The 18,066-nt window shown below is 57.4% G+C and carries 16 protein-coding genes; 7 read left to right on the top strand and 9 right to left on the bottom strand.

What is annotated here, in order from left to right; all coding sequences use genetic code 11:
• Positions 1-43 precede the first annotated feature (43 nt).
• Positions 44-1,738, bottom strand: coding sequence for a thiamine pyrophosphate-binding protein (locus PZA18_RS14440; RefSeq protein ID WP_308447392.1), 1,695 nt, complete (start codon positions 1,736-1,738; stop codon positions 44-46).
• A 245-nt stretch (positions 1,739-1,983) separates the two neighbouring features.
• On the opposite strand from PZA18_RS14440, the gene PZA18_RS14435 reads away from it, so the two are divergent.
• The gene (locus tag PZA18_RS14435) at positions 1,984-2,883 is read left to right on the top strand and encodes a LysR family transcriptional regulator (RefSeq protein ID WP_284101565.1); all 900 of its coding nucleotides are present in this window, start codon (positions 1,984-1,986) and stop codon (positions 2,881-2,883) included.
• Between the two features lie 141 nt (positions 2,884-3,024).
• Complete coding sequence (locus PZA18_RS14430) at positions 3,025-3,825, top strand: flagellin (RefSeq protein WP_284101564.1); 801 nt, start codon at positions 3,025-3,027, stop codon at positions 3,823-3,825.
• 81 nt (positions 3,826-3,906) lie between these two features.
• On the opposite strand, the gene PZA18_RS14425 is transcribed toward PZA18_RS14430, so the two are convergent.
• Both PZA18_RS14425 and PZA18_RS14420 read right to left on the bottom strand, forming a co-directional pair.
• On the bottom strand, positions 3,907-4,779 hold the full coding sequence (locus PZA18_RS14425) for a hypothetical protein (RefSeq protein ID WP_284101563.1): 873 nt from the start codon (positions 4,777-4,779) through the stop codon (positions 3,907-3,909).
• A gap of 255 nt (positions 4,780-5,034) precedes the next feature.
• A complete protein-coding gene (locus PZA18_RS14420) occupies positions 5,035-6,144 on the bottom strand; it encodes an aromatic ring-hydroxylating oxygenase subunit alpha (protein WP_284101562.1) in 1,110 nt (369 codons plus the stop codon).
• A gap of 749 nt (positions 6,145-6,893) precedes the next feature.
• On the opposite strand from PZA18_RS14420, the gene PZA18_RS14415 reads away from it, so the two are divergent.
• Positions 6,894-7,676: a hypothetical protein gene (locus PZA18_RS14415; protein ID WP_284101561.1), complete on the top strand. Its 783-nt coding sequence runs from the start codon at positions 6,894-6,896 to the stop codon at positions 7,674-7,676.
• Between the two features lie 39 nt (positions 7,677-7,715).
• A complete protein-coding gene (locus PZA18_RS14410; protein ID WP_284101560.1) occupies positions 7,716-8,318 on the top strand; it encodes a hypothetical protein in 603 nt (200 codons plus the stop codon).
• Positions 8,319-8,332: 14 nt separating this feature from the next.
• On the opposite strand, the gene PZA18_RS14405 is transcribed toward PZA18_RS14410, so the two are convergent.
• From PZA18_RS14405 to PZA18_RS14395, 3 genes are all read right to left on the bottom strand, one after another.
• Positions 8,333-8,785, bottom strand: coding sequence for a hypothetical protein (locus tag PZA18_RS14405; RefSeq protein WP_284101559.1), 453 nt, complete (start codon positions 8,783-8,785; stop codon positions 8,333-8,335).
• Between the two features lie 61 nt (positions 8,786-8,846).
• Positions 8,847-10,031 carry a response regulator transcription factor gene (locus PZA18_RS14400; protein WP_284101558.1) on the bottom strand — a complete coding sequence of 395 codons (1,185 nt, stop codon included), beginning with the start codon at positions 10,029-10,031 and terminating at the stop codon, positions 8,847-8,849.
• Positions 10,032-10,332: 301 nt separating this feature from the next.
• Complete coding sequence (locus tag PZA18_RS14395; protein ID WP_284101557.1) at positions 10,333-12,297, bottom strand: acetoacetate--CoA ligase; 1,965 nt, start codon at positions 12,295-12,297, stop codon at positions 10,333-10,335.
• Between the two features lie 271 nt (positions 12,298-12,568).
• On the opposite strand from PZA18_RS14395, the gene PZA18_RS14390 reads away from it, so the two are divergent.
• The 3 genes from PZA18_RS14390 to PZA18_RS14380 are packed head-to-tail and all read left to right on the top strand — an operon-like array spanning position 12,569 to position 15,956.
• On the top strand, positions 12,569-14,023 hold the full coding sequence (locus tag PZA18_RS14390) for an alpha/beta fold hydrolase (protein WP_284101556.1): 1,455 nt from the start codon (positions 12,569-12,571) through the stop codon (positions 14,021-14,023).
• Positions 14,020-14,787: an ABC transporter ATP-binding protein gene (locus tag PZA18_RS14385; protein ID WP_284101555.1), complete on the top strand. Its 768-nt coding sequence runs from the start codon at positions 14,020-14,022 to the stop codon at positions 14,785-14,787. Before PZA18_RS14390 ends, PZA18_RS14385 begins: the two co-directional genes overlap by 4 nt.
• The gene (locus tag PZA18_RS14380) at positions 14,784-15,956 is read left to right on the top strand and encodes an ABC transporter permease (RefSeq protein WP_284101554.1); all 1,173 of its coding nucleotides are present in this window, start codon (positions 14,784-14,786) and stop codon (positions 15,954-15,956) included. Before PZA18_RS14385 ends, PZA18_RS14380 begins: the two co-directional genes overlap by 4 nt.
• Positions 15,957-16,244: 288 nt before the next feature.
• Here PZA18_RS14380 and PZA18_RS14375 read toward each other — a convergent pair whose 3' ends face one another.
• From PZA18_RS14375 to PZA18_RS14365, 3 genes are all read right to left on the bottom strand, one after another.
• Positions 16,245-16,592: a hypothetical protein gene (locus tag PZA18_RS14375; protein ID WP_284101553.1), complete on the bottom strand. Its 348-nt coding sequence runs from the start codon at positions 16,590-16,592 to the stop codon at positions 16,245-16,247.
• A 94-nt stretch (positions 16,593-16,686) separates the two neighbouring features.
• Entirely contained in the window at positions 16,687-16,965 is a 279-nt protein-coding gene (locus tag PZA18_RS14370) for a putative quinol monooxygenase (protein ID WP_284101552.1), read from the bottom strand.
• A 113-nt stretch (positions 16,966-17,078) separates the two neighbouring features.
• The gene (locus tag PZA18_RS14365) at positions 17,079-17,621 is read right to left on the bottom strand and encodes a GNAT family N-acetyltransferase (protein WP_284101551.1); all 543 of its coding nucleotides are present in this window, start codon (positions 17,619-17,621) and stop codon (positions 17,079-17,081) included.
• Positions 17,622-18,066 lie beyond the last annotated feature (445 nt).

Below are 18,066 nucleotides of genomic sequence, written 5' to 3'. Positions count from 1 at the left end.
GTTCTTTCAAATCTTCACATCACGTTCAAATCAGACCCGACACTCACTTGGCTTTGGCCTGAGCACGAATCTGCGTAATCGTCGCCGCAGGCGTAATCGCCTCGGGCTCTACCTGCAATTCCAGCAGGGCCGGCTTGCCAGCAGCCAGCGCCCGCTCGAAAGCCGGGATGAATTCTTCGGTCTTGGTCACCGTTTCGCCATGAGCACCATAGGCCCGGGCCAAGGCGGCAAAATCCGGATTATGCAGCTGGGTACCGACTACCCGCTCGGGATAGTTCTTTTCCTGATGCATGCGAATGGTGCCATACATGCCATTGTTGACCACGATGAACACCACATTGGCACCATACTGCACGGCAGTGGCCAGCTCCTGTCCGTTCATCATGAAGCAGCCATCGCCGGAGAATGACACCACCACCCGCTCGGGATGCGTGATCTTGGCCGCCACGGCAGATGGCACGCCATAGCCCATCGAGCCGCTGGTCGGCGCCAGCTGGTTGCCAAACTGACGGTAATGATAGAAGCGATGCAGCCAGATGGCGTAGTTACCGGCCCCATTAGTGACAATGGCGTCTTCCGGCAGGGAGCGACGCAGATAGCGCATCACTTCACCCATCTGCAGGTCGCCAGGGGTCTGGGTTGGTTCGTTCCAGGTTAGATAAAGATCATGGCCTGCCGAGGCGCTGCCGACCCATGCCAGATTGGCGGGCGCTGGCAGTGCCGCTGCCATGGCGGCGAATTCGGGGTAACCGGCGTTGATCGGCAGGTCGGCCGCATAAACACGCCCCAGCTCTTCAGCACCCGCATGCACATGCACCAATGTCTGTTTGGGCCGGGGGATATCGAACAAGGTATAACCTGAGGTCGTCGACTCGCCGAGGCGCGGCCCCACTGCCAGCACCAGATCCGCTTCCTTGATGCGGGCCGCCAGCTTGGGATTGATGCCCAGACCGACGTCGCCGATATATTGCGGATGCCGGTTATCAAACAAATCCTGATAGCGGAAGGCGCAGGCGACGGGCAGCTGCCAGCTCTCGGCAAAACGGCGGATGTCGGCGCATGCCTGCTCGGTCCAGCCCCGACCACCCAGGATCATCACGGGTTTCTGTGCCTTGCCAAGCCGATCAGCCAACTCAGCCATATCCGCCGCTGCAGGGGACGCCGCCACCCGGCGATAAGGCTGCGGCTGGGGCATGGGGCACGGGTCGTGCAGCATGTCTTCCGGCAGCGCCAGCACCACCGGGCCAGGACGACCCGAGGTAGCAATATGGAAAGCATGCGAGATGAACTCAGGTACCCGGCTCGCGTCGTCGATCTGCGCTACCCACTTGGCCATCTGACCATACATGCGGCGGTAATCCACCTCCTGGAAGGCTTCGCGTTCGACGGCATCGCGTCCAACCTGGCCGACAAACAGGATCAGCGGTACTGAATCCTGAAACGCGGTATGAATACCCACCGAGGCATTGGTCGCACCCGGACCGCGCGTCACAAAACAGATACCCGGCTTGCCAGTGAGCTTGCCGTAGGCATCGGCCATATAGGCAGCACCACCTTCCTGCCGGCACACCACCAGCTTGAACCGGTCCTGCACGTCATACAGGGCATCCAGCACCGCCAGATAACTTTCGCCGGGTACGCAGAAGCCGGTATCGGCACCATGGACCAGCAAGGCATCAACCAGCGCCTGGGCGCCAGTACGCACACCGGCAGAAGCAGAAACAGGGGTGGAATTCATGGACATTGGCTTCTTTACGGTAATTTAAGAACCGGCTCTACCGAGTCAGATCGGGAGCCTGCCAGCAATGCTTGAAAAAAAATCATCCGTCGCATCCGACACAGCACGGCATCGCCACCGAGCATCGTGCTTTACGACGCAATAACGCGCGAGAATAGGCAAACCGCACTGCAGCAAACAAGCGATTTATCTTTACAATACTGTGCAAAAATTGCACATCTTGTTTTTTCCAGACCCAAAACCCCATGCGTCGCATCATTCCAAGCACTCGCACCTTACTCGCCTTCGAAGCCGCCGCACGCCACGGTAGTTTCAGCAAGGCCGCAGAAGAGCTGGCGCTCACGCACAGCGCAGTCTGCCGGCAAATCGCCACGCTGGAAGACACGCTCGGCATGCAACTGTTTATTAGAGGAAAACGGGGCGTGACGCTATCCGAAGCCGGGCAGCGCTACTGGCGCCAGGTTGCGGCTGATCTCGACCGGATTGAGCAGAACGTACTGGACATCATGGCGCAAGGCGGTGCTGGCGGCGTATTGGAACTGGCCGTACTTCCCAGCATGGCCACACACTGGCTGATCCCCCGGCTGCCAGATTTCTACGCACATCAGCCCGCCATCACCCTCAACCTCAGCGTGCGCACCAAACCGTTTCTGTTTGCAGACACCAGCTTCGATGCGGCTTTGCATGCGGGCGACCCGGTCTGGCCCGGCGCTGAGTGCGTTTATCTATTCAGAGAAGAATGTGTACCCGTCTGCAGCCCGGCCATTTACGCCCGACTGCGGGCCGAGGGTTTTGCAGCCATCACCCTGCTGCAGCTTCCTACCCGGCTACAGGCCTGGCGGGAGTGGTTTGAGGCTAGCGGTACCGATATGGATGGCATCAACCCTTTGAAAGGACCGCGCTTTGAACTGTTTTCGATGGCAGTAGGTGCCGCCAAGGCGGGTCTGGGGCTAGCGTTGGTGCCACATGCCCTGGTGACCGACGAGTTGGCCAACGGTAGCCTGCGGATTGCCCATCCCCACCCCGGCCCCTCTCGCCGCGCCTACTACCTCGTCTATCCCGAGGCCAATGGCACCAACCCTGCTCTCAAGGCATTTCGAGACTGGCTGCTGCGCCAGGCAGCGCCCGACCAACCACTGACATGACCGTTTGGCGGGTCAAATTCCGTCAGCAAGCCATCTTCGCTAAACTTGAATTGCCAAGCCCTATCCTGATGGGTGAATCCATCCTGAATTCCTCAAGGCTTGCAAAGTTCTGGACTGGTTCACCACGCAACGAGGCACACCATGAATTCCATCACATCGGTCAACTCAAATGCGGTTTCGGGTGTGCCCCTGCAAAGGGCGAACACAGGCATCACTCAGTCGCTGGAGAAACTGTCGTCCGGCTCACGCATCAACCGGGCCGCCGATGATGCCGCGGGCTTGCAGATTGCGTCTCAGCTGGCCAGCCAGATTCTTGGCAGTGACCGGGCGCGTGCCAATCTGAATGACGCCGTGTCTCTGGTGCAGACCGCTGAAGGGGCACTCGGTCAGCTGCAGTCAAATGTCGGGCGAATTCGCGAACTTAGCGTGGCTGCCGCCAACAGCACACTCAGCGCACAGGACCGGCAGGCATTGGCTGCCGAAGCCGAGCAGCTGGCCCAGTCCAATGATGACATCGTGCGCACAGCAGAATTCAACGGTCAGCCTTTATTCCAGGGCAATAGTGGCTTCAACTTCCAGACTGGCCCGAATGCCGGCGACCAAATCTCGTTCAGCCTGCCCAACCAGAGTGCGAGCAGCGGGCTGGACTTTTCTTCCGCAGCGGCTGCATCCGCCTCCTTGACCAGCCTTGATCAGACCTTAAGTTCGATTGCCGACTCCCGAGCGCAGCTTGGCGCCGTCAGCAGTCGCTTCAGCGCCCAGATCAACGCCTTGCAGACCAGCTCGGAAAATCTCGCCGCCAGCCGCAGCCGGATTGCCGACACGGACTACGCCAGTGCCACTTCCCAATTGGTGCAGCAACAGATCAGTCAGCAAGCCGCACTGGCAGTCCAGACTCAAGCCAATGCTTTGCCGTCCGTCACCCTGTCGCTCCTGCGCTAAATCGATGTAAGCAACAACGCCTGGCTGGCCTGATCAACGCAAGCCCGTCAGGCATTGGCGCTACTTACCAAGACTTTTCATTCAAGCCAGCGGCCACGCTTCCCCCACACCCGTGGCGTCATCGTGTAACTGCACAATGGCCTGCAACTGCGGATGCACAGTTCCTGCGCCGTAGATCCCGATCAAACGGCACACCGCCCGGTGCGCGCTACGGCGCTGATACTGCCCAAGCCATTTCGCAAAATCCTCACGCTGGTTTGGTGATTGGCGGGGAAAGGCGCCCGGGGCCAGTGGTGATCCACAACGCCAGGGCTTGGGACTGAGGCGGGCACGAAAGCAGCGCTGGCGAATGCACAGCTGGCGATACAGCGGGTCAACCGCCAACTCATCCATGATTTGCAGCGTCGTCACATCAGTTGGCTCAAACAGGGCATGACCCAGCAACACCCGCATACCGCCATAAGTCTGATAGGCACGGAATTGCCAATCGGGATGCCGGCGCACCAGATGCATCACGCGTTCCAAGGCCACTGCTTCATCGGCATTGCGCAAAGTTGGCAGTATTGGATGCCCGAGCCAATGATCAACTTTGATCTTCAGCTGCTCCAGTAGCGAGGGATGATGGGTAGGGTAATCAATATCTACAAACAGGGCGTGGTGGGTATTGAGCACTCGGCAGCCCATTTTATTACGGCTGATGACGGCTACTTCCCGCCCCCGCTCATCCTGAATGCGTGTCAGCACCTCCTCCCGCAAGGGGTGGTCCCCATAGCCATAGCAACCAGGGCGCTCAGCACGAGGGCTTCTGCCGCGCATAGCCTCCGCCGCCTCTCTGGCCGCCAGCACCGCTGCAGATTGGCTATCATCACTGCTCCGCCAGATGTCGATTGCGAATCGACGATCATCAACAAGGATTTCTGTTTGGGCACTAGCCCAATATTGTGGGAAGCGCATGATCCGGCTCGTCGCGTATTGACCTCAATGACAACCCCGTTGCTGACTACATCGTTGCCGATCCGCTACAGAAATGACCTCTGAACAGCGGATACGCCACCATCGTCACTACTTTGCCGCGTGTCTCCGGCTGCGACCTAACAACTACGGTCTGTACTTTGAGCATAGTCGAGCCATTGACCTCAGCCCCCACCGACCATCAGCGCAAAAGAAAAAAGGGAGCCGAAGCTCCCTTTCTGACACGCAAGATCCCACTCAGTCGCGAATTGCGTCGCCAAGTTCTCGACGCAGAAACTCGTGGAAGTGGGCCATGCCATCTTCCATAGGGCTCTGATACGGGCCAACCTCGTTTCTCCCGGCACGGTACAAGGCCTCACGACCTTCCTCCATGCGTCGGATGATTTCGGCATCCTCAACCGCCGTCTCCATATAAGCCGCCTGTTCAGCGGCAATGAAGTCAGGCTCGAACAGGGCGATTTCTTCTGGGTAGTAGAACTCGACCACATTCTTGTAAGAACGCACACCCGTCGGCACGATGGTGGAAATCACCAAAACATGCGGATACCACTCAACCATGATGCCCGGATAGTAAGTAAGCCAGATCGCACCGTGGGCAGGCACTTCGCCCTGGTAGAAGTCCAGTACTTGCTTGTGCCAGTCGGCATATACCTTGGAACCGGCTTTGGCCAGACGGTTATTGACACCAACCGTCTGCACCGAGTACCAGTCACCAAATTCCCATTTCAGGTCATCGCATTCAACAAACTGCCCAAGACCCGGATGGAAAGGTACGACATGGTAGTCTTCCAGATACACCTCGATGAAAGTCTTCCAGTTACCTTGGTAATGTTCGACCTGTACGCTGTGGAAATGGTAGTTGGCAAAATCCAGCTCCTTGGCAACACCAAGTTTGGCCAGATCCGCAAATACATCTCGGCGTGCATCAAACAGCAGTCCATTCCAGCTGACCAGCTCAGTTTCAGGCAGATGCAGACAGGGGTTTTGCGGAAAGTGCGGCGCACCAATCAGCTTGCCGCCATTGTCGTAAGTCCAACGATGGAGTGGGCAAACGGTCGTGGATGCGTTGCCGCGCCCTTGCAGCATGACTGCCTGGCGATGCCGGCAGACATTGGAAAGCAGTTTGATGCCGTCTTCGGCGCGCTTGAGGTAGTGCGCGCCATCGGTCATTTCCAGTACCTGATAGTCACCGGTATTCGGCACCATCAATTCGTGGCCAAAATATCGCGGGCCACGCGCGAAAAGGCGCTCTAATTCGAGCTGATAAAGTGATTCGTCAAAGTAGGCGGAAACTGGCAGTTGCGCATTGGCAGCCTGCAGCAGGTTCGACTGAGCCAGGTTGGACATATCCCATACCCCCAAGCAATCGGGAAACCCGAAGGTGTAAGAAAACCAGACATGCCGCGCCGCAGTTTCGACGCAGTATATCGACCCAACTAGCCGGTTTGGATCGAGTGCGCATCAATGAAAAAAGCCAATATCTCAGCCCAACTCACTAACCGCCCCAAGAACTGCCGGCAAAAAAGGAGGGCGGATTGTGGAGCAATTCCCCCCCCGGCGCAACCGTTTTCTAGGCTAAAACGCCAAGAAAATTAAAAACATAGCCAAAATGTGACGTTTTCATGATCTGGCGCAAATCCAGAACCCCTTCGCAGCTTATTGATAACTATTCTTATTTCAGCACCTCTGCCCTATTTCTTCATCTTTGGGTATCAGCCATTTCCCTAGCCAGATAAAAACGGCTGGCGCGCACGCGAAAAGCAAGGCATCAAGCAACCAGAGCAAATGCTCTCTTGGCGCAACCTCATCTTAAATACCGTATGGCGCCCCTAATCTGTATGGCACCAGACCGCGAGGAGCGCCAGTCTCCGCCATCCCGAGAAGACTAAGTCGTTGACGCAGCAGACCAACAGTCATTTATAGAGTTATTGTACAACTCAGATTTTATTAAATGGAGCATTAACTCAAAAAAGCTTGTTGCGCAGCACGCGCTCCCCTACCATGCGAAAAGTTTCACGAAATATGGCTGCAATTTTCACAAGACAGCCCGCGTGAAACGGAGACAACGTCAACCCGCATGGAGAGCCTAATTAAAAATGCGCCTGCTCAAACCCCTGATGTCCACGCTGCTGGCCTTTGCCAGCGCCTCGGTTTTTGCCGCAAACGGCGAAACCGCCGTCGTTTTTGTCAACGGCATGAACAACACCTTCGATGACGCCATCGCCAGCATGCAGGTTTTGAAGCAGCGGGTATCGGCGCGTGGTGCCGGCAAAGGTTATGTCTACGGCAACGCTTATAACGCCACCAATGGCTTCTTCAGCGACCTCTACCAAGTGTTCAAGCAAAAAGGACAGGAGGGGGAAAAGGTATCGGGCTTCTGGCAGATGGTCGATGGCGGTAACGTCACCCCCGGCTGGATGAGCACTGCACTACGCGATAAATATGTCGCCACACTGAGCAAAGAAGTCACCCCCGAGCTGCCCGAGCATCTGAAGTTTTATCGGCAGCATCTTTCAGCCAATCGCAAGCTGGTTCTGGTGCCACACTCACAAGGCAATCTATACGCCAATATTTCGCAAAATATCCTGATCGGCGAATCTGCAGCGCAAGCACCCAATGTGTTTGCAGTGGGCGTGGCTTCGCCTGCGGCCCGCACCATGCCAAATTCAACCTACGTGACCTCATCTGCCGATGCCGTAATCGGGGCACTACGCATCATCAAGAGCGTACTGCCCTCCAACATCAGCCAGGGCTTTCATCCCTTCAAGGATTTCCTCGGCCATTCGTTCACGAAAATCTATATGGATAGCTCCATGCCGGCTGAGCTTGCGATCGTGCGTGAAATCGACCGCCGTTCTGCCGCTCCCGTGCTGCGCTAAACCAACAGCCCGGCTTCTGCCGGGCTTGCTTTGATCGGTATGAAATCCCGGATTCTGATTGTCGCAGCGGTGCTCTGTGCCGCCGGCCTGGTTGCCTTGATCTGGTGGCCCGGTGCCACCCCGCCAGCCCTTGCAACACCCACTGCGCCCCCGCCAGCCCCTCCAGTGATGGCGACCTCGGCAACCCCAAACCTGCACCCGATGCTCAAACCGAAACCGGGCGATAGTGCTGCGCTACGGGCATTGGAAGTCGATGCCGATCGCAATGGGCTGCCTGACCATATCGAACAATATATCGACAAGGAATTTGCCGATTCGGCCGTCACGCGACAAGGCATGCGCCAACTCGCGCACGGCTGGATGCAAGCGGTAGAGACCGTCCACGACAAAGAGTCTGCGCGACAGGCTGGTCAGCAGATTGCCAATGCCATCGCCTGTCTGATGAATCCGACCGTCATGAACAAAGCTCGCACCACCCCGCAGGACATGCATCGTCGCATCATGCAGACGCGGGCCGAGGCTCTGGCGACTGAAGAACGCACTCTCGCTTACTTCAACTTCCAGAATCACGCAAATGGCTTGTACTTCGATGACCCCGGAGAGAAAAGCTGCCAGTTTTCACCGGAAGCAGCCGCCAATTAGCGTGCGCGACTTTTTCAGGGGGATATTGGGTCATCAGCTTGCGAAGGGCGGCGTGCCTGGCGCCGTGACAATTCCAGCAATAGCACGGCGGCGGCATACAGGCTGACTACCGCGATAAGCGGCAGAATCAAAAGCAGGCCGATGTTGTCGATGATCAGCATTGCCGCCACCAGAGCATGCCCTGTCAGCAGCAGAATGTGGCCGGCCACTACCAGCCGGTCCCGTTGGCCCGCGCGGCGCAACGGCGGCGACAGTCCTCGTCTGCGCCAGCCCAAAACTGCTAGCGAGCCAATCCAGATCAAGGCTATCGATAGATAAATCAGGGGGCGCAGCCATTCTGCGGGCAGCGTCATGCCCACAAGCAGCGCCAGTAAGTCCAGGCACTGCTCCAGTACAAAACCCAGAGTCAGCGACAAGAAGAAGGTGCCCGCAGCGGCCAGGCCGAAGAAGTAGCTGATGTGAATCAAAGGCGTACCCTACTCTCACCTTGCAGTGCGTATCAGCCGCCACTCCGCTGTGGCTATGGGCTCAAAACAGCATGATCGACTCACTGCCTGATGACTTGGCTTTCAGTTCGGCGCTGCCTTCGTCCTTGAGTTGCAGCGACTCCTGTAATTCGCGGGTGATGCTGGCGAAGCGCTTATCCAACGCCAAGCCTGCCTCATACAGTGCCGCCGCCTGATCTGCGCTACCCGCAATCAACTGGACCAGCGCCTGTTCCTGCTTGTCGGTCAGGCCAAGGTAGAGCAGACGGTCTTCAAACTGGCGGCGTAAATCCTGAAACAGCGCCAGCGAAATCGAGGCTTGACGCTTGTATTCGGCTTCCAGCTCGACCACAACCGTACGGGTGGACTCAATGGCATTCAGCGCATGGACTTTGTGCGCATGGATGCGATTTTCGATGACCAGACTTTCGATGCGGGTTTCGGCGATTTCCACCAGCATCTGGACGTTATCACGCACCCGGCCGCGAGCTTCCTGATCTTCCAGCGGCATATCACGAATCTGCACCGTGACATGCGGGAAGTTCACCACCAGCCGTCGCCCATATTCGAAGACACGCCGATTGTCGCTGGCCAGACCTGTCAGCAACTCGGCCTCCAGCGGACTGGACCGGCCATCACTATTGAGCGTGCGTTGCCCGCCCTCAATCCGCACCTGGGCCGAGGCGATGAGATCAAAGCGCGAAGACAACACGCCGATCAGTGATTTCAACAAATTATCGGCATCGTGGCTGCCAAAGGCGCGCCGGGTAAAATCAACAATCGCCCCCAGCTCGCCCGAGGCAACCATTGCCTGAATGGCAAAGTCCGACGCATTCTTGACCGCTTCGCGCAGGCGGTCGGCATCGTCCACCAGCTGCTCAAGCACCCGCAGCTTGCGTACCAGCTCTGCCACCCGAAACGGCTTCTGCACAAAGTCGTCCGCTCCGGCATCATAAGCTTTGATGCGGGCATCCAGAGTGTCTTCGGCGGAAACGAATACCACGCGGATCTCGGGATCAATGCCTTTTAGCGATTCGCAGGTCTGATAACCGTTCATGCCCGGCATATTGACGTCGAGCAATACGATGGGGGGGTGTTCACGTCGCACCGTGCTCAGTGCCTCCACTCCGGTGGAAGCCCCCAACACGGCAAACTGATCACAAATCGACTCGGTGATCAGGCTACGAAAATCTTCATCGTCATCGACAACCAATACCTTTGTGGACATGCCTGCCTCCTCGCTGGATGCACCAATGATTATTGGCTTGCGCTTCGCCCGGCGTGCACCCACCTGATGTCTTTCACGGAATGCTGATAAGCCGAGACAAAACTGCAGCCAGCATCCATCGCGCCTAATCCATCATAGGCAAGACATTTTCAGATCGCCGCCCTTTTTGAGAGGTCAATCCACCTAACTGTGGCAATAGCCGATCTGCGACCAAGTCCTGATCAGGAGACCGCACGGGCAAATGAAAAGGGGATGCCTGCGCATCCCCTTCCGATCAGCACTGATCCCGCTCAGCGCATCCTCAACTCTGCAGCTCGGCGAGGTTTTCGAATAACTGCAGGGCTTCCGGGTTGGCCAATGCGTCCTTGTTTTTGACGGGCATACCGTGAATGACATTGCGCACGGCCAGCTCGACGATCTTGCCACTGATGGTGCGGGGAATATCCGCCACCGCAATGATCTTGGCCGGCACATGGCGCGGGGTGGCGCCCAGCTTGATCTGGTCTTTCAAACGCTTGATCAGCTCGTCGGTCAGCGTGAACCCTGGCTGCATCCTCACAAACAGCAGCACACGCACATCCCCCTGCCAGTCCTGGCCAACCGCCATCGACTCGGCAATCTCGGCAAAGGTTTCCACTTGCCGGTAGATCTCGGCCGTACCAATCCGCACCCCGCCCGGATTCAAAACTGTGTCGGAACGGCCATAAATCACAATGCCATCATGAGCCGTCAATTCAGCGTAATCCCCATGACACCAGATGTTGTCGAATCGCTCGAAATACGCAGCGTGATACTTGCTGCCATCTGCATCGTTCCAGAATCCGATCGGCATCGACGGGAACGGTCGAGTGCAGACAAGCTCGCCTTTTTCCTGCCGGACTGACTTGCCATCGTCGTTGAAAATATCCACCGCCATGCCATAGCCCCGCTGCTGTAATTCACCCCGGACCACCGGTTTGCAGGGATTGCCCAGAATAAAGCAGGAAATGATGTCGGTGCCGCCCGAAATCGAGCTCAGGCGGATATCGGCCTTGATATGGCGATAGACAAAATCATAGCTCTCCGGCAGCAATGGCGAGCCGGTGGACAAAACCGCGGTCAGCGCTGACAGATCTACCTTGTCAATAGGGCGATAGCTGGTTTTCTCCAGTGCAGACAAATACTTGGCACTGGTGCCGAATGTGGTGGCTTTGGCATTGGCCGCGAATTCCCACAGTACGCGCGGGCCCGGATGGAACGGTGATCCATCGTACAACAGCACTGTCGCGCCGATGGCCAGGGCCGACACCAGCCAGTTCCACATCATCCAGCCACAGGTGGTGTAGTAGAAAATCCGGTCGTCACGTGTCAGATCGCCATGCAGGATGTGTTCTTTCACATGCTGCAGCAGGGTTCCCCCCACTGAATGCACGATGCACTTGGGTACGCCGGTCGTTCCGGACGAATACATGATGAAGAGCGGATGATCGAAGGCGACCTGGGTAAACACGATATCCAGCCCCTGCTCGGCAGCCAGAAAATCATTCCAGACCACGCCACGGCCCGATGACTCGCCCAGCTTGCCCAGATCAGGCTCAGACTGGGTATAGGGCACAACCACGACTTTCTCGACACTCGGCAATTGCGCCAGGATGCTACCGACACGCTCCAGAGAATCAATCTGCTTGCCGCTGTAGTAATAGCCGTCGGCGGTGAACAAGACTTTGGGGGCAATCTGACCAAAGCGGTCGAGCACACCCTGAATACCGAAATCCGGCGAGCAGGAAGACCAGATGGCCCCCAGACTGGCCGTCGCCAGCATGGCAATCACTGTCTGCGGCATATTGGGCATGAACCCAGCAACACGATCGCCCTCGCCCACACCCATCCGGCGCAGGGTGGCTGCCAGTCGGGCCACCTGATCATAAAGTTCGGCATGCGTCAGGCTCAGGTTGACTTTGTCTTCCCCCTGAAACACCAATGCCAGTGCGTCATCTCGACGTGACAGCAGATTTTCTGCGTAGTTGAGACGGGCACCAACAAACCATTTGGCCCCCGGCATATTGTCGCCATCCTGCAGTATCACTTCTGGCTGCCGACTGGCCCGGATACCCGCAAAGCGCCACATGTCGTGCCAGAAGGTGGCCAGTTCCTTTACCGACCAGTCATACAGCTCGCGATCGTTCCGCAGGGTGAGGCCATGCTCGGCATTAACAAATTGAATGAAACGACTGATTTGGCTTTGGGCAATTGCTTGCGGGCTAGGGGTCCAGACAGTATCGGACATGGTCTCGCTCCAGAATCTGATATTCGGTGATATGTAGTTAGGCTCTATTGACGTTTTCTAAGTGGCCTCTTGGGCGGCGCCCATACTACCGCAATCCAGCACGAAAACCGCCTGCCACATGCGCGAACTCCGACTGCAGCACCATAAAAAGTATCGTAGCCCCCACAAACGCCGGGCCAGCAGGCGGATATCGACGCGGACAAGACTTGCCGCCACAGCCAGCGCTCGTAGAGAATCTGCCATTCCTCGCCGACGAAGACCGTTCCTGCTTATGAGATTTTCTGTATTCGTCCTGAGTGCGCTGGCGCTGCTAAGTGGTTTGCCGGCCCATGCCACCCCTCCTCAGAAACTGACCCTCGCCGAATGCTGGCTGCCCAAGCTCGATAGCGCAGCCCGCTGCGGCAAGCTGATGGTTCCAGAATCCCCTGGCAACAACGACAAGATGCTGGCCATTCACGTTGCCGTACTGCCAGCCGCTGCCCGCACGCCGAAGTCCGACCCGCTGTTCCTGCTGGCTGGCGGACCGGGAGAAGCCGCCAGCAACCTTGCCCCCGTTGCGCAGGCACTGGCAGGCATCCGCAAAGAACGTGACATTGTGCTGGTTGACCAGCGCGGTACCGGCCGCAGCCCAACCTTGCATTGTGAAGACCCTGGCGCCAAAGATCCGCTGGCAGCGCTGCTAGGCCAGATTGATGCCGAAGCCGCTATCCAGCGTTGCCTGGCCAGCCTCAAGGGCAATCCGGCGGCCCATACCACGCTCGACTACCTGCGAGATGTCGATGCCGCTCGTAGCGCATTAGGCTACCTACGCATCAACCTGTGGGGAGGCTCGTATGGCAGCCGAGTCGCGCTCGAATATATGAAGCGTTACCCGCAACAGGTGCGCAGCGTCATACTGGATGGCGTCGCACCGTCATCGGTAGCCGTCCCGCTGGATCTCGTCGCCCACAACGAAGCCTCGCTCAAGGCAGTGTTTGCTGACTGCCAGAAGCAGACCGCCTGCCGACAAGCCCAGCCCGAAGGCTACGCCGGGCTCTTGCGCTGGCTGGACCAGCTCGACCAGCAGCCTCTGGCAGTGCGGTTCAGCCATCCGGCCACGGGCAAACCGCTGGCTGGCAAGATCCATCGCGCCAGCGTTGCCGCAGCCCTGCAGCCCCTGCTCTATCTACCAGAAACCACCGCACTGATCCCACGGCTGATCGAACAAGCCAAAGCCGGTGACGTCGCCCCGCTGTTTGCGATGGCTTTTGAAGCCCAGTCAAAGATTGGCGAGCAGATAGGCAGCGAGATGCGTCTGGCAGTGCTGTGCGCCGAAGACTTCCAGCAGCAGCGAGACCATGCGGCCATCCGCGCGGCCAACCCGGTTTTTGGCGGCATGGCCAGTGAATTTGCCAGCACCTGCCAGCGATTTCCCCACGGCAAAGCCCCGCCGGATCAGTTCCGTCCAACCATCTCCAGCATCCCTACCCTGCTGCTCTCGGGCGGCATGGACCCGGTCACCCCTCCCGCCATGGCAGAAATGGCCCGAAAAACCCTCAGCAACAGCCGACATATCGTCTTGCCGAACTACGGGCACATTGTCTCGCCGTATCGTTGCATGCCCAAACTTCTGGCAACCTTTATCGACGAAGCAGGCTTTGGCAAGCTGTCTGAAGACTGCGTGCGGGATCTGACGCGCGCACCACGCCCCCCCGCCTACATCTCCACTCTGGAGGCACGGCCATGATCGAAGTCATCAAAGTTGCCAAGCACTTCGAAACCGTTACCGGCCGCCTACGCAGAGTCAAAAGCCAGGTCGAAGCCCTGAAGGAAGTCAGCTTTACCGCCGCCGATGGCGAGGTCACCGGCCTGCTCGGCCCGAACGGCGCTGGAAAAACCACGCTGCTGCGGATTCTCGCCGGCGTCATCCGGGCCGATTCCGGCAGCGTCCGCATTGATGGCCATGACATCGAGCGGGAAGGTGCCGCAGCCCGTCGTCAGCTGGGCCTGCTGGGGGATGCCAAAGGGCTATATCCACGACTCAGCGCCCGCGAGAACATTGAGTACTTTGCCAAGCTGCAAGGATTGCCCGACCAACTTGCTGCCGAACGCAGCCAGCAACTGATCGAGCGGCTGGGCATGAGCAAGATCGCCGACCGCCCGGCGCTGGGATTTTCACAAGGGGAGCGGATGAAAACCGCCGTCGCCAGAGCACTGGTGCATGATCCGCAAACCATTCTGCTGGACGAACCGACCAATGGGCTCGACATCCTGGCCACCCGAGCCATGCGCGGGCTGATTCAAGATCTGCGGCAATCCGGAAAATGTGTGATGTTTTCCAGCCACCTGATGCAGGAAGTTGCTGCCCTGTGCGACCGCATCCTCATCATCCACGGCGGACAGGTCGTCGCCGCAGGCACTCCATCCGACCTCCTGGCCCAGTCTGGGTGTGATCAGCTGGAAGATGCCTTTGTCAAACTACTGGGTACCGAGGAAGGGCTGTTCGGATGATCGCAACGATCCTGACCGTATTCCGCAAGGAATTCACTGAATTACGGCGCGACCGCAAATCGCTGATTGCACTGGCCATCATCATCATCACCTCCGGCCCCCTGATGATCGGCATTCTGGCCTTCGCCGCCCACGCGCAGAAAGACAAGCTCTCGCGCATCGAGCTGCCGGTCGTCAACGGCGCCAGCGCACCGGCACTGCTGGCATTCCTGCAACGGCAAGGAGTCGAAACCAGCAATGCCGGCGCCGACTACCGGCGCCAAGTTGCCAATGGCGAACTGGCGGCAGTCCTGCTCATCCCCGAAGACTTCTCCAGCCAGATCCAGCAAGGCCGGGCAGCCGGCGTTACCTTGCTGATCGACAGCTCACGCGACCGCTTCAACCCCACGCAGCGGGTGCTGCAACGTCTGCTCAAGGCTTATGGCGAAGCCTGGGGCCGAGACCGCCTGCTGCTGCGGGGCCTTGCGCCGGTCGTCGCACAACCGCTGGAAGTCGGGGAAATGGACCTGGCCACCCCGGCACAAAGCGCCAGCTCCGCCGGGATGCTGATCGCCTTCTACGCCCTGTTCACAGGTCTGATGGGCTCGCTGGCCGCCGCACTGGAGCTGACCGCCGGCGAACGCGAACGACAGTCGCTGGAGCCCTTGATCGCCCTGCCGGTATCACCACTGGCCATAGCTGCCGGCAAGTGGCTGGCCGCCAGCGCCTACAATCTCTGCGCCGTCGTTGGCAGCATTGCCGGCTATTACATCACCATGAACCTGGTACCCCTGCCCGATAGCGGCATCGCCTTCCGCTTCGGCCTGCCCGAAGCGGCGGGCTTCCTGGCAGTGCTGACGCCCTTTGCCGCGCTGGTGCCGGCAGCCCTGTTGCTGGCAGGCTCAACCGGCCGCAGCGTCAAGGAAGCCCAGGCTTCCATCACCGTGCTGTTGACTTTGGCGGGGCTGATGCCACTGGCGTCGATCCTGCGCTTCGCCAAAGAGCCGGACTGGCTGGTCTGGGTGCCGATCAACGGCCAATATCTGTTGCTGGGTAAAGTGCTACGCGGCGATACCGTCATGGGCACCGAATGGCTTGCCGCATGGCTGGTGCCCCTGCTTGGCTCAATACTTTGCGTGTGGGGGCTGAGTCAGTTACTCGCCAAAGAAAAACTGCTGTCTTCGCGCTAAACCGGCTGCAGCGGCCATGGCCAACCGCTGCTATTTGGGGGATGCCATCTGAGATGACACTGGTCCGCTAGGCATATGCAAAACGAACCCAAGGGCGGACGCACCCACCCGGACTGCCAATTGAACTTCTTCAACGCTGGAAATGCCGCAGATCCTTACGCGAGGTAGGGCAAACATAGGTTGCTCGTGCGGCACTAACGTGAGAGTCAAGCCACATCGGAGCATAGAGGAGGGAACCCAAAAGCGACGCTTTTGGGTGTTGGCTAGAGCCACACATTAGGCCAAACCCTACCCCGCGTGCCAAGAATAACCACAGCCAAGGCATTGTTTCGCGCGCGGTGTCGCAGGAAGGCGGCCGCATTGTTTGCAGCTATTTTCATAAATAAGCGCTTTGTATTCATTCAATAAGCGATCCGCCAATTTTTTCCTTAAAGGTTGCATCCCATCGGAAAGTAATTGCCTCGATTCTGCATTTGGTTCTGCACCGCCTTTTAAAACGAACTCATTGGAAGTATGGCCATCTTTAGCAGCAATGAATGCAAAGGCACCTAGTGCAATCCTTTCATTTTCATTAAGCAAATGGCTGAAATTGCTCAATACATAGTGAATTTCGTGAAGCTTTTCTTTTTCGGTCATGCATCTAGCCTAAAGTTTGAGTTAACCGGCAGGCAGCAAAGCCGAAAGCAGGTGAAGCTGCCAGCCTTGTTGGCGATCCAAGTTAAACGAAGCATTAGGCATAGTATGCCCCTTTTGGCGGAAGACCAAAGAGACTCATTGCAGCTTGCATTTTTTCTTTTGGAAATTGACTAACTGATTGTTTATGCGCCTCAATACTTTGCCACTTTTCAATTACAACAAAAGAGCTTTTATTTTCTGCGTGGCGCAAAACCTCGCAGGAAATGGCGCCTTCTGACGAAGCAATATATGGCAATATCGAATTCAAGAACAAAAACAGTTCCTCTTCCTTGCCCGGTGCAGATTGAAACTCATTAATTCGAGTAATACTCATTGTGGCTCCACGCTTAACGTTGGAAATAACCTGCTGCCGGAGTTGCGCAGCAACAGTGGCAGCCCAAAGCGTAGCTTTGGGTAATCAGGTTGACTGAACGGATAGAGATTCGCTTACTTGCAGTTTGCATACATGAAGCACGCCCTTGGGGTGTCGCTGATGTTGGGATGCACGATGTAGCGTTGGAGGGTGGCTTCAAGAGTAAAGCCTGCTTTCTCCAACGTTCGAGCAGAGGCCAAATTTTCTGTATCACAGGTGGCTTGAACACGGAAACAAGAAGGATTAGCCAAGGCGATGTTAGTAAGCGAACTGACCGCTTCGGTCATTAGGCCCATCCCCCAATGCTCCCGGGCCAACACATAGCCTAGATCAACCATATGGCGATGAAAGCGAGCGTCTAACATGCCAATCGGGCGAGTTGGCTCGCTTTGCGGTGAAATGATGTAGGGGCGCGTTTTACCTTTATCCCAAGCATCGCGGCAGTAGGCGATAAAGTTTTCGGTCTCTGCCATATTTTTGTGAGGCGACCAAACCAGATAGCGAACAACAACCGGGTCTTGCGTATAGGCATTAAATAAAGCAGCAGCATCACTGAGCTGGGGTTGACGCAAGACTAGTCGGTCTGTGTTGATTTCATCTGGCAATGCAATAGGCATACAAAGAACCTCTAACCTTGAACGTAACGGGCGCAGGAGCGCAGCGGGGAGAACCAGACACCGCAGCAGTTTACCGTCCCATTGGCGGACTTGTTAGAGCGCGGATACATGCTCAATCCAGACGGTTGCATTCGGGTGGTGTTCTGCAATCGTTTCAATCGCCCCTTGCAGTATTTCACTCGGCTCACCAGCAAGCGGATAGTTAAAGCGGGACACATCACCAGCGTCGAGAGCTTCGTAGTCGGACTCGCTGATAGCGTCCGCACCACACCAAATTGGAAATGGAGATGCCTTTGAAAGGGCGATTGCGTGTCGTAGGAGGGTGTGCCTAATTTTGTGTAACCGGGGTTGTGTTACTGCTGCGGCAGCCTGTCTTCGTAGCAGATCGTAAAGCGAGTCAGCGCTGCCTTCCAGTCACGGATTGGCATGGTCCATTTCTTACTGA

This window comes from Parachitinimonas caeni (genome assembly GCF_030129945.1).
Classification (GTDB): domain Bacteria; phylum Pseudomonadota; class Gammaproteobacteria; order Burkholderiales; family Chitinimonadaceae; genus Parachitinimonas; species Parachitinimonas caeni.
This window is presented reverse-complemented; position numbering and strand designations above follow the sequence as displayed.

Coding starts and splice junctions, on each gene's coding strand:
- PZA18_RS14395 (WP_284101557.1), bottom strand. CDS start 12,297: ATGTCCGATACTGTCTGGACCCCTAGCCCGCAAGCAATTGCCCAAAGC.
- PZA18_RS14440 (WP_308447392.1), bottom strand. CDS start 1,738: ATGAATTCCACCCCTGTTTCTGCTTCTGCCGGTGTGCGTACTGGCGCC.
- PZA18_RS14380 (WP_284101554.1), top strand. CDS start 14,784: ATGATCGCAACGATCCTGACCGTATTCCGCAAGGAATTCACTGAATTA.
- PZA18_RS14415 (WP_284101561.1), top strand. CDS start 6,894: ATGCGCCTGCTCAAACCCCTGATGTCCACGCTGCTGGCCTTTGCCAGC.
- PZA18_RS14420 (WP_284101562.1), bottom strand. CDS start 6,144: ATGTCCAACCTGGCTCAGTCGAACCTGCTGCAGGCTGCCAATGCGCAA.
- PZA18_RS14365 (WP_284101551.1), bottom strand. CDS start 17,621: ATGCCTATTGCATTGCCAGATGAAATCAACACAGACCGACTAGTCTTG.
- PZA18_RS14425 (WP_284101563.1), bottom strand. CDS start 4,779: ATGCGCTTCCCACAATATTGGGCTAGTGCCCAAACAGAAATCCTTGTT.
- PZA18_RS14435 (WP_284101565.1), top strand. CDS start 1,984: ATGCGTCGCATCATTCCAAGCACTCGCACCTTACTCGCCTTCGAAGCC.
- PZA18_RS14390 (WP_284101556.1), top strand. CDS start 12,569: ATGAGATTTTCTGTATTCGTCCTGAGTGCGCTGGCGCTGCTAAGTGGT.
- PZA18_RS14375 (WP_284101553.1), bottom strand. CDS start 16,592: ATGACCGAAAAAGAAAAGCTTCACGAAATTCACTATGTATTGAGCAAT.
- PZA18_RS14410 (WP_284101560.1), top strand. CDS start 7,716: ATGAAATCCCGGATTCTGATTGTCGCAGCGGTGCTCTGTGCCGCCGGC.
- PZA18_RS14400 (WP_284101558.1), bottom strand. CDS start 10,031: ATGTCCACAAAGGTATTGGTTGTCGATGACGATGAAGATTTTCGTAGC.
- PZA18_RS14430 (WP_284101564.1), top strand. CDS start 3,025: ATGAATTCCATCACATCGGTCAACTCAAATGCGGTTTCGGGTGTGCCC.
- PZA18_RS14370 (WP_284101552.1), bottom strand. CDS start 16,965: ATGAGTATTACTCGAATTAATGAGTTTCAATCTGCACCGGGCAAGGAA.
- PZA18_RS14385 (WP_284101555.1), top strand. CDS start 14,020: ATGATCGAAGTCATCAAAGTTGCCAAGCACTTCGAAACCGTTACCGGC.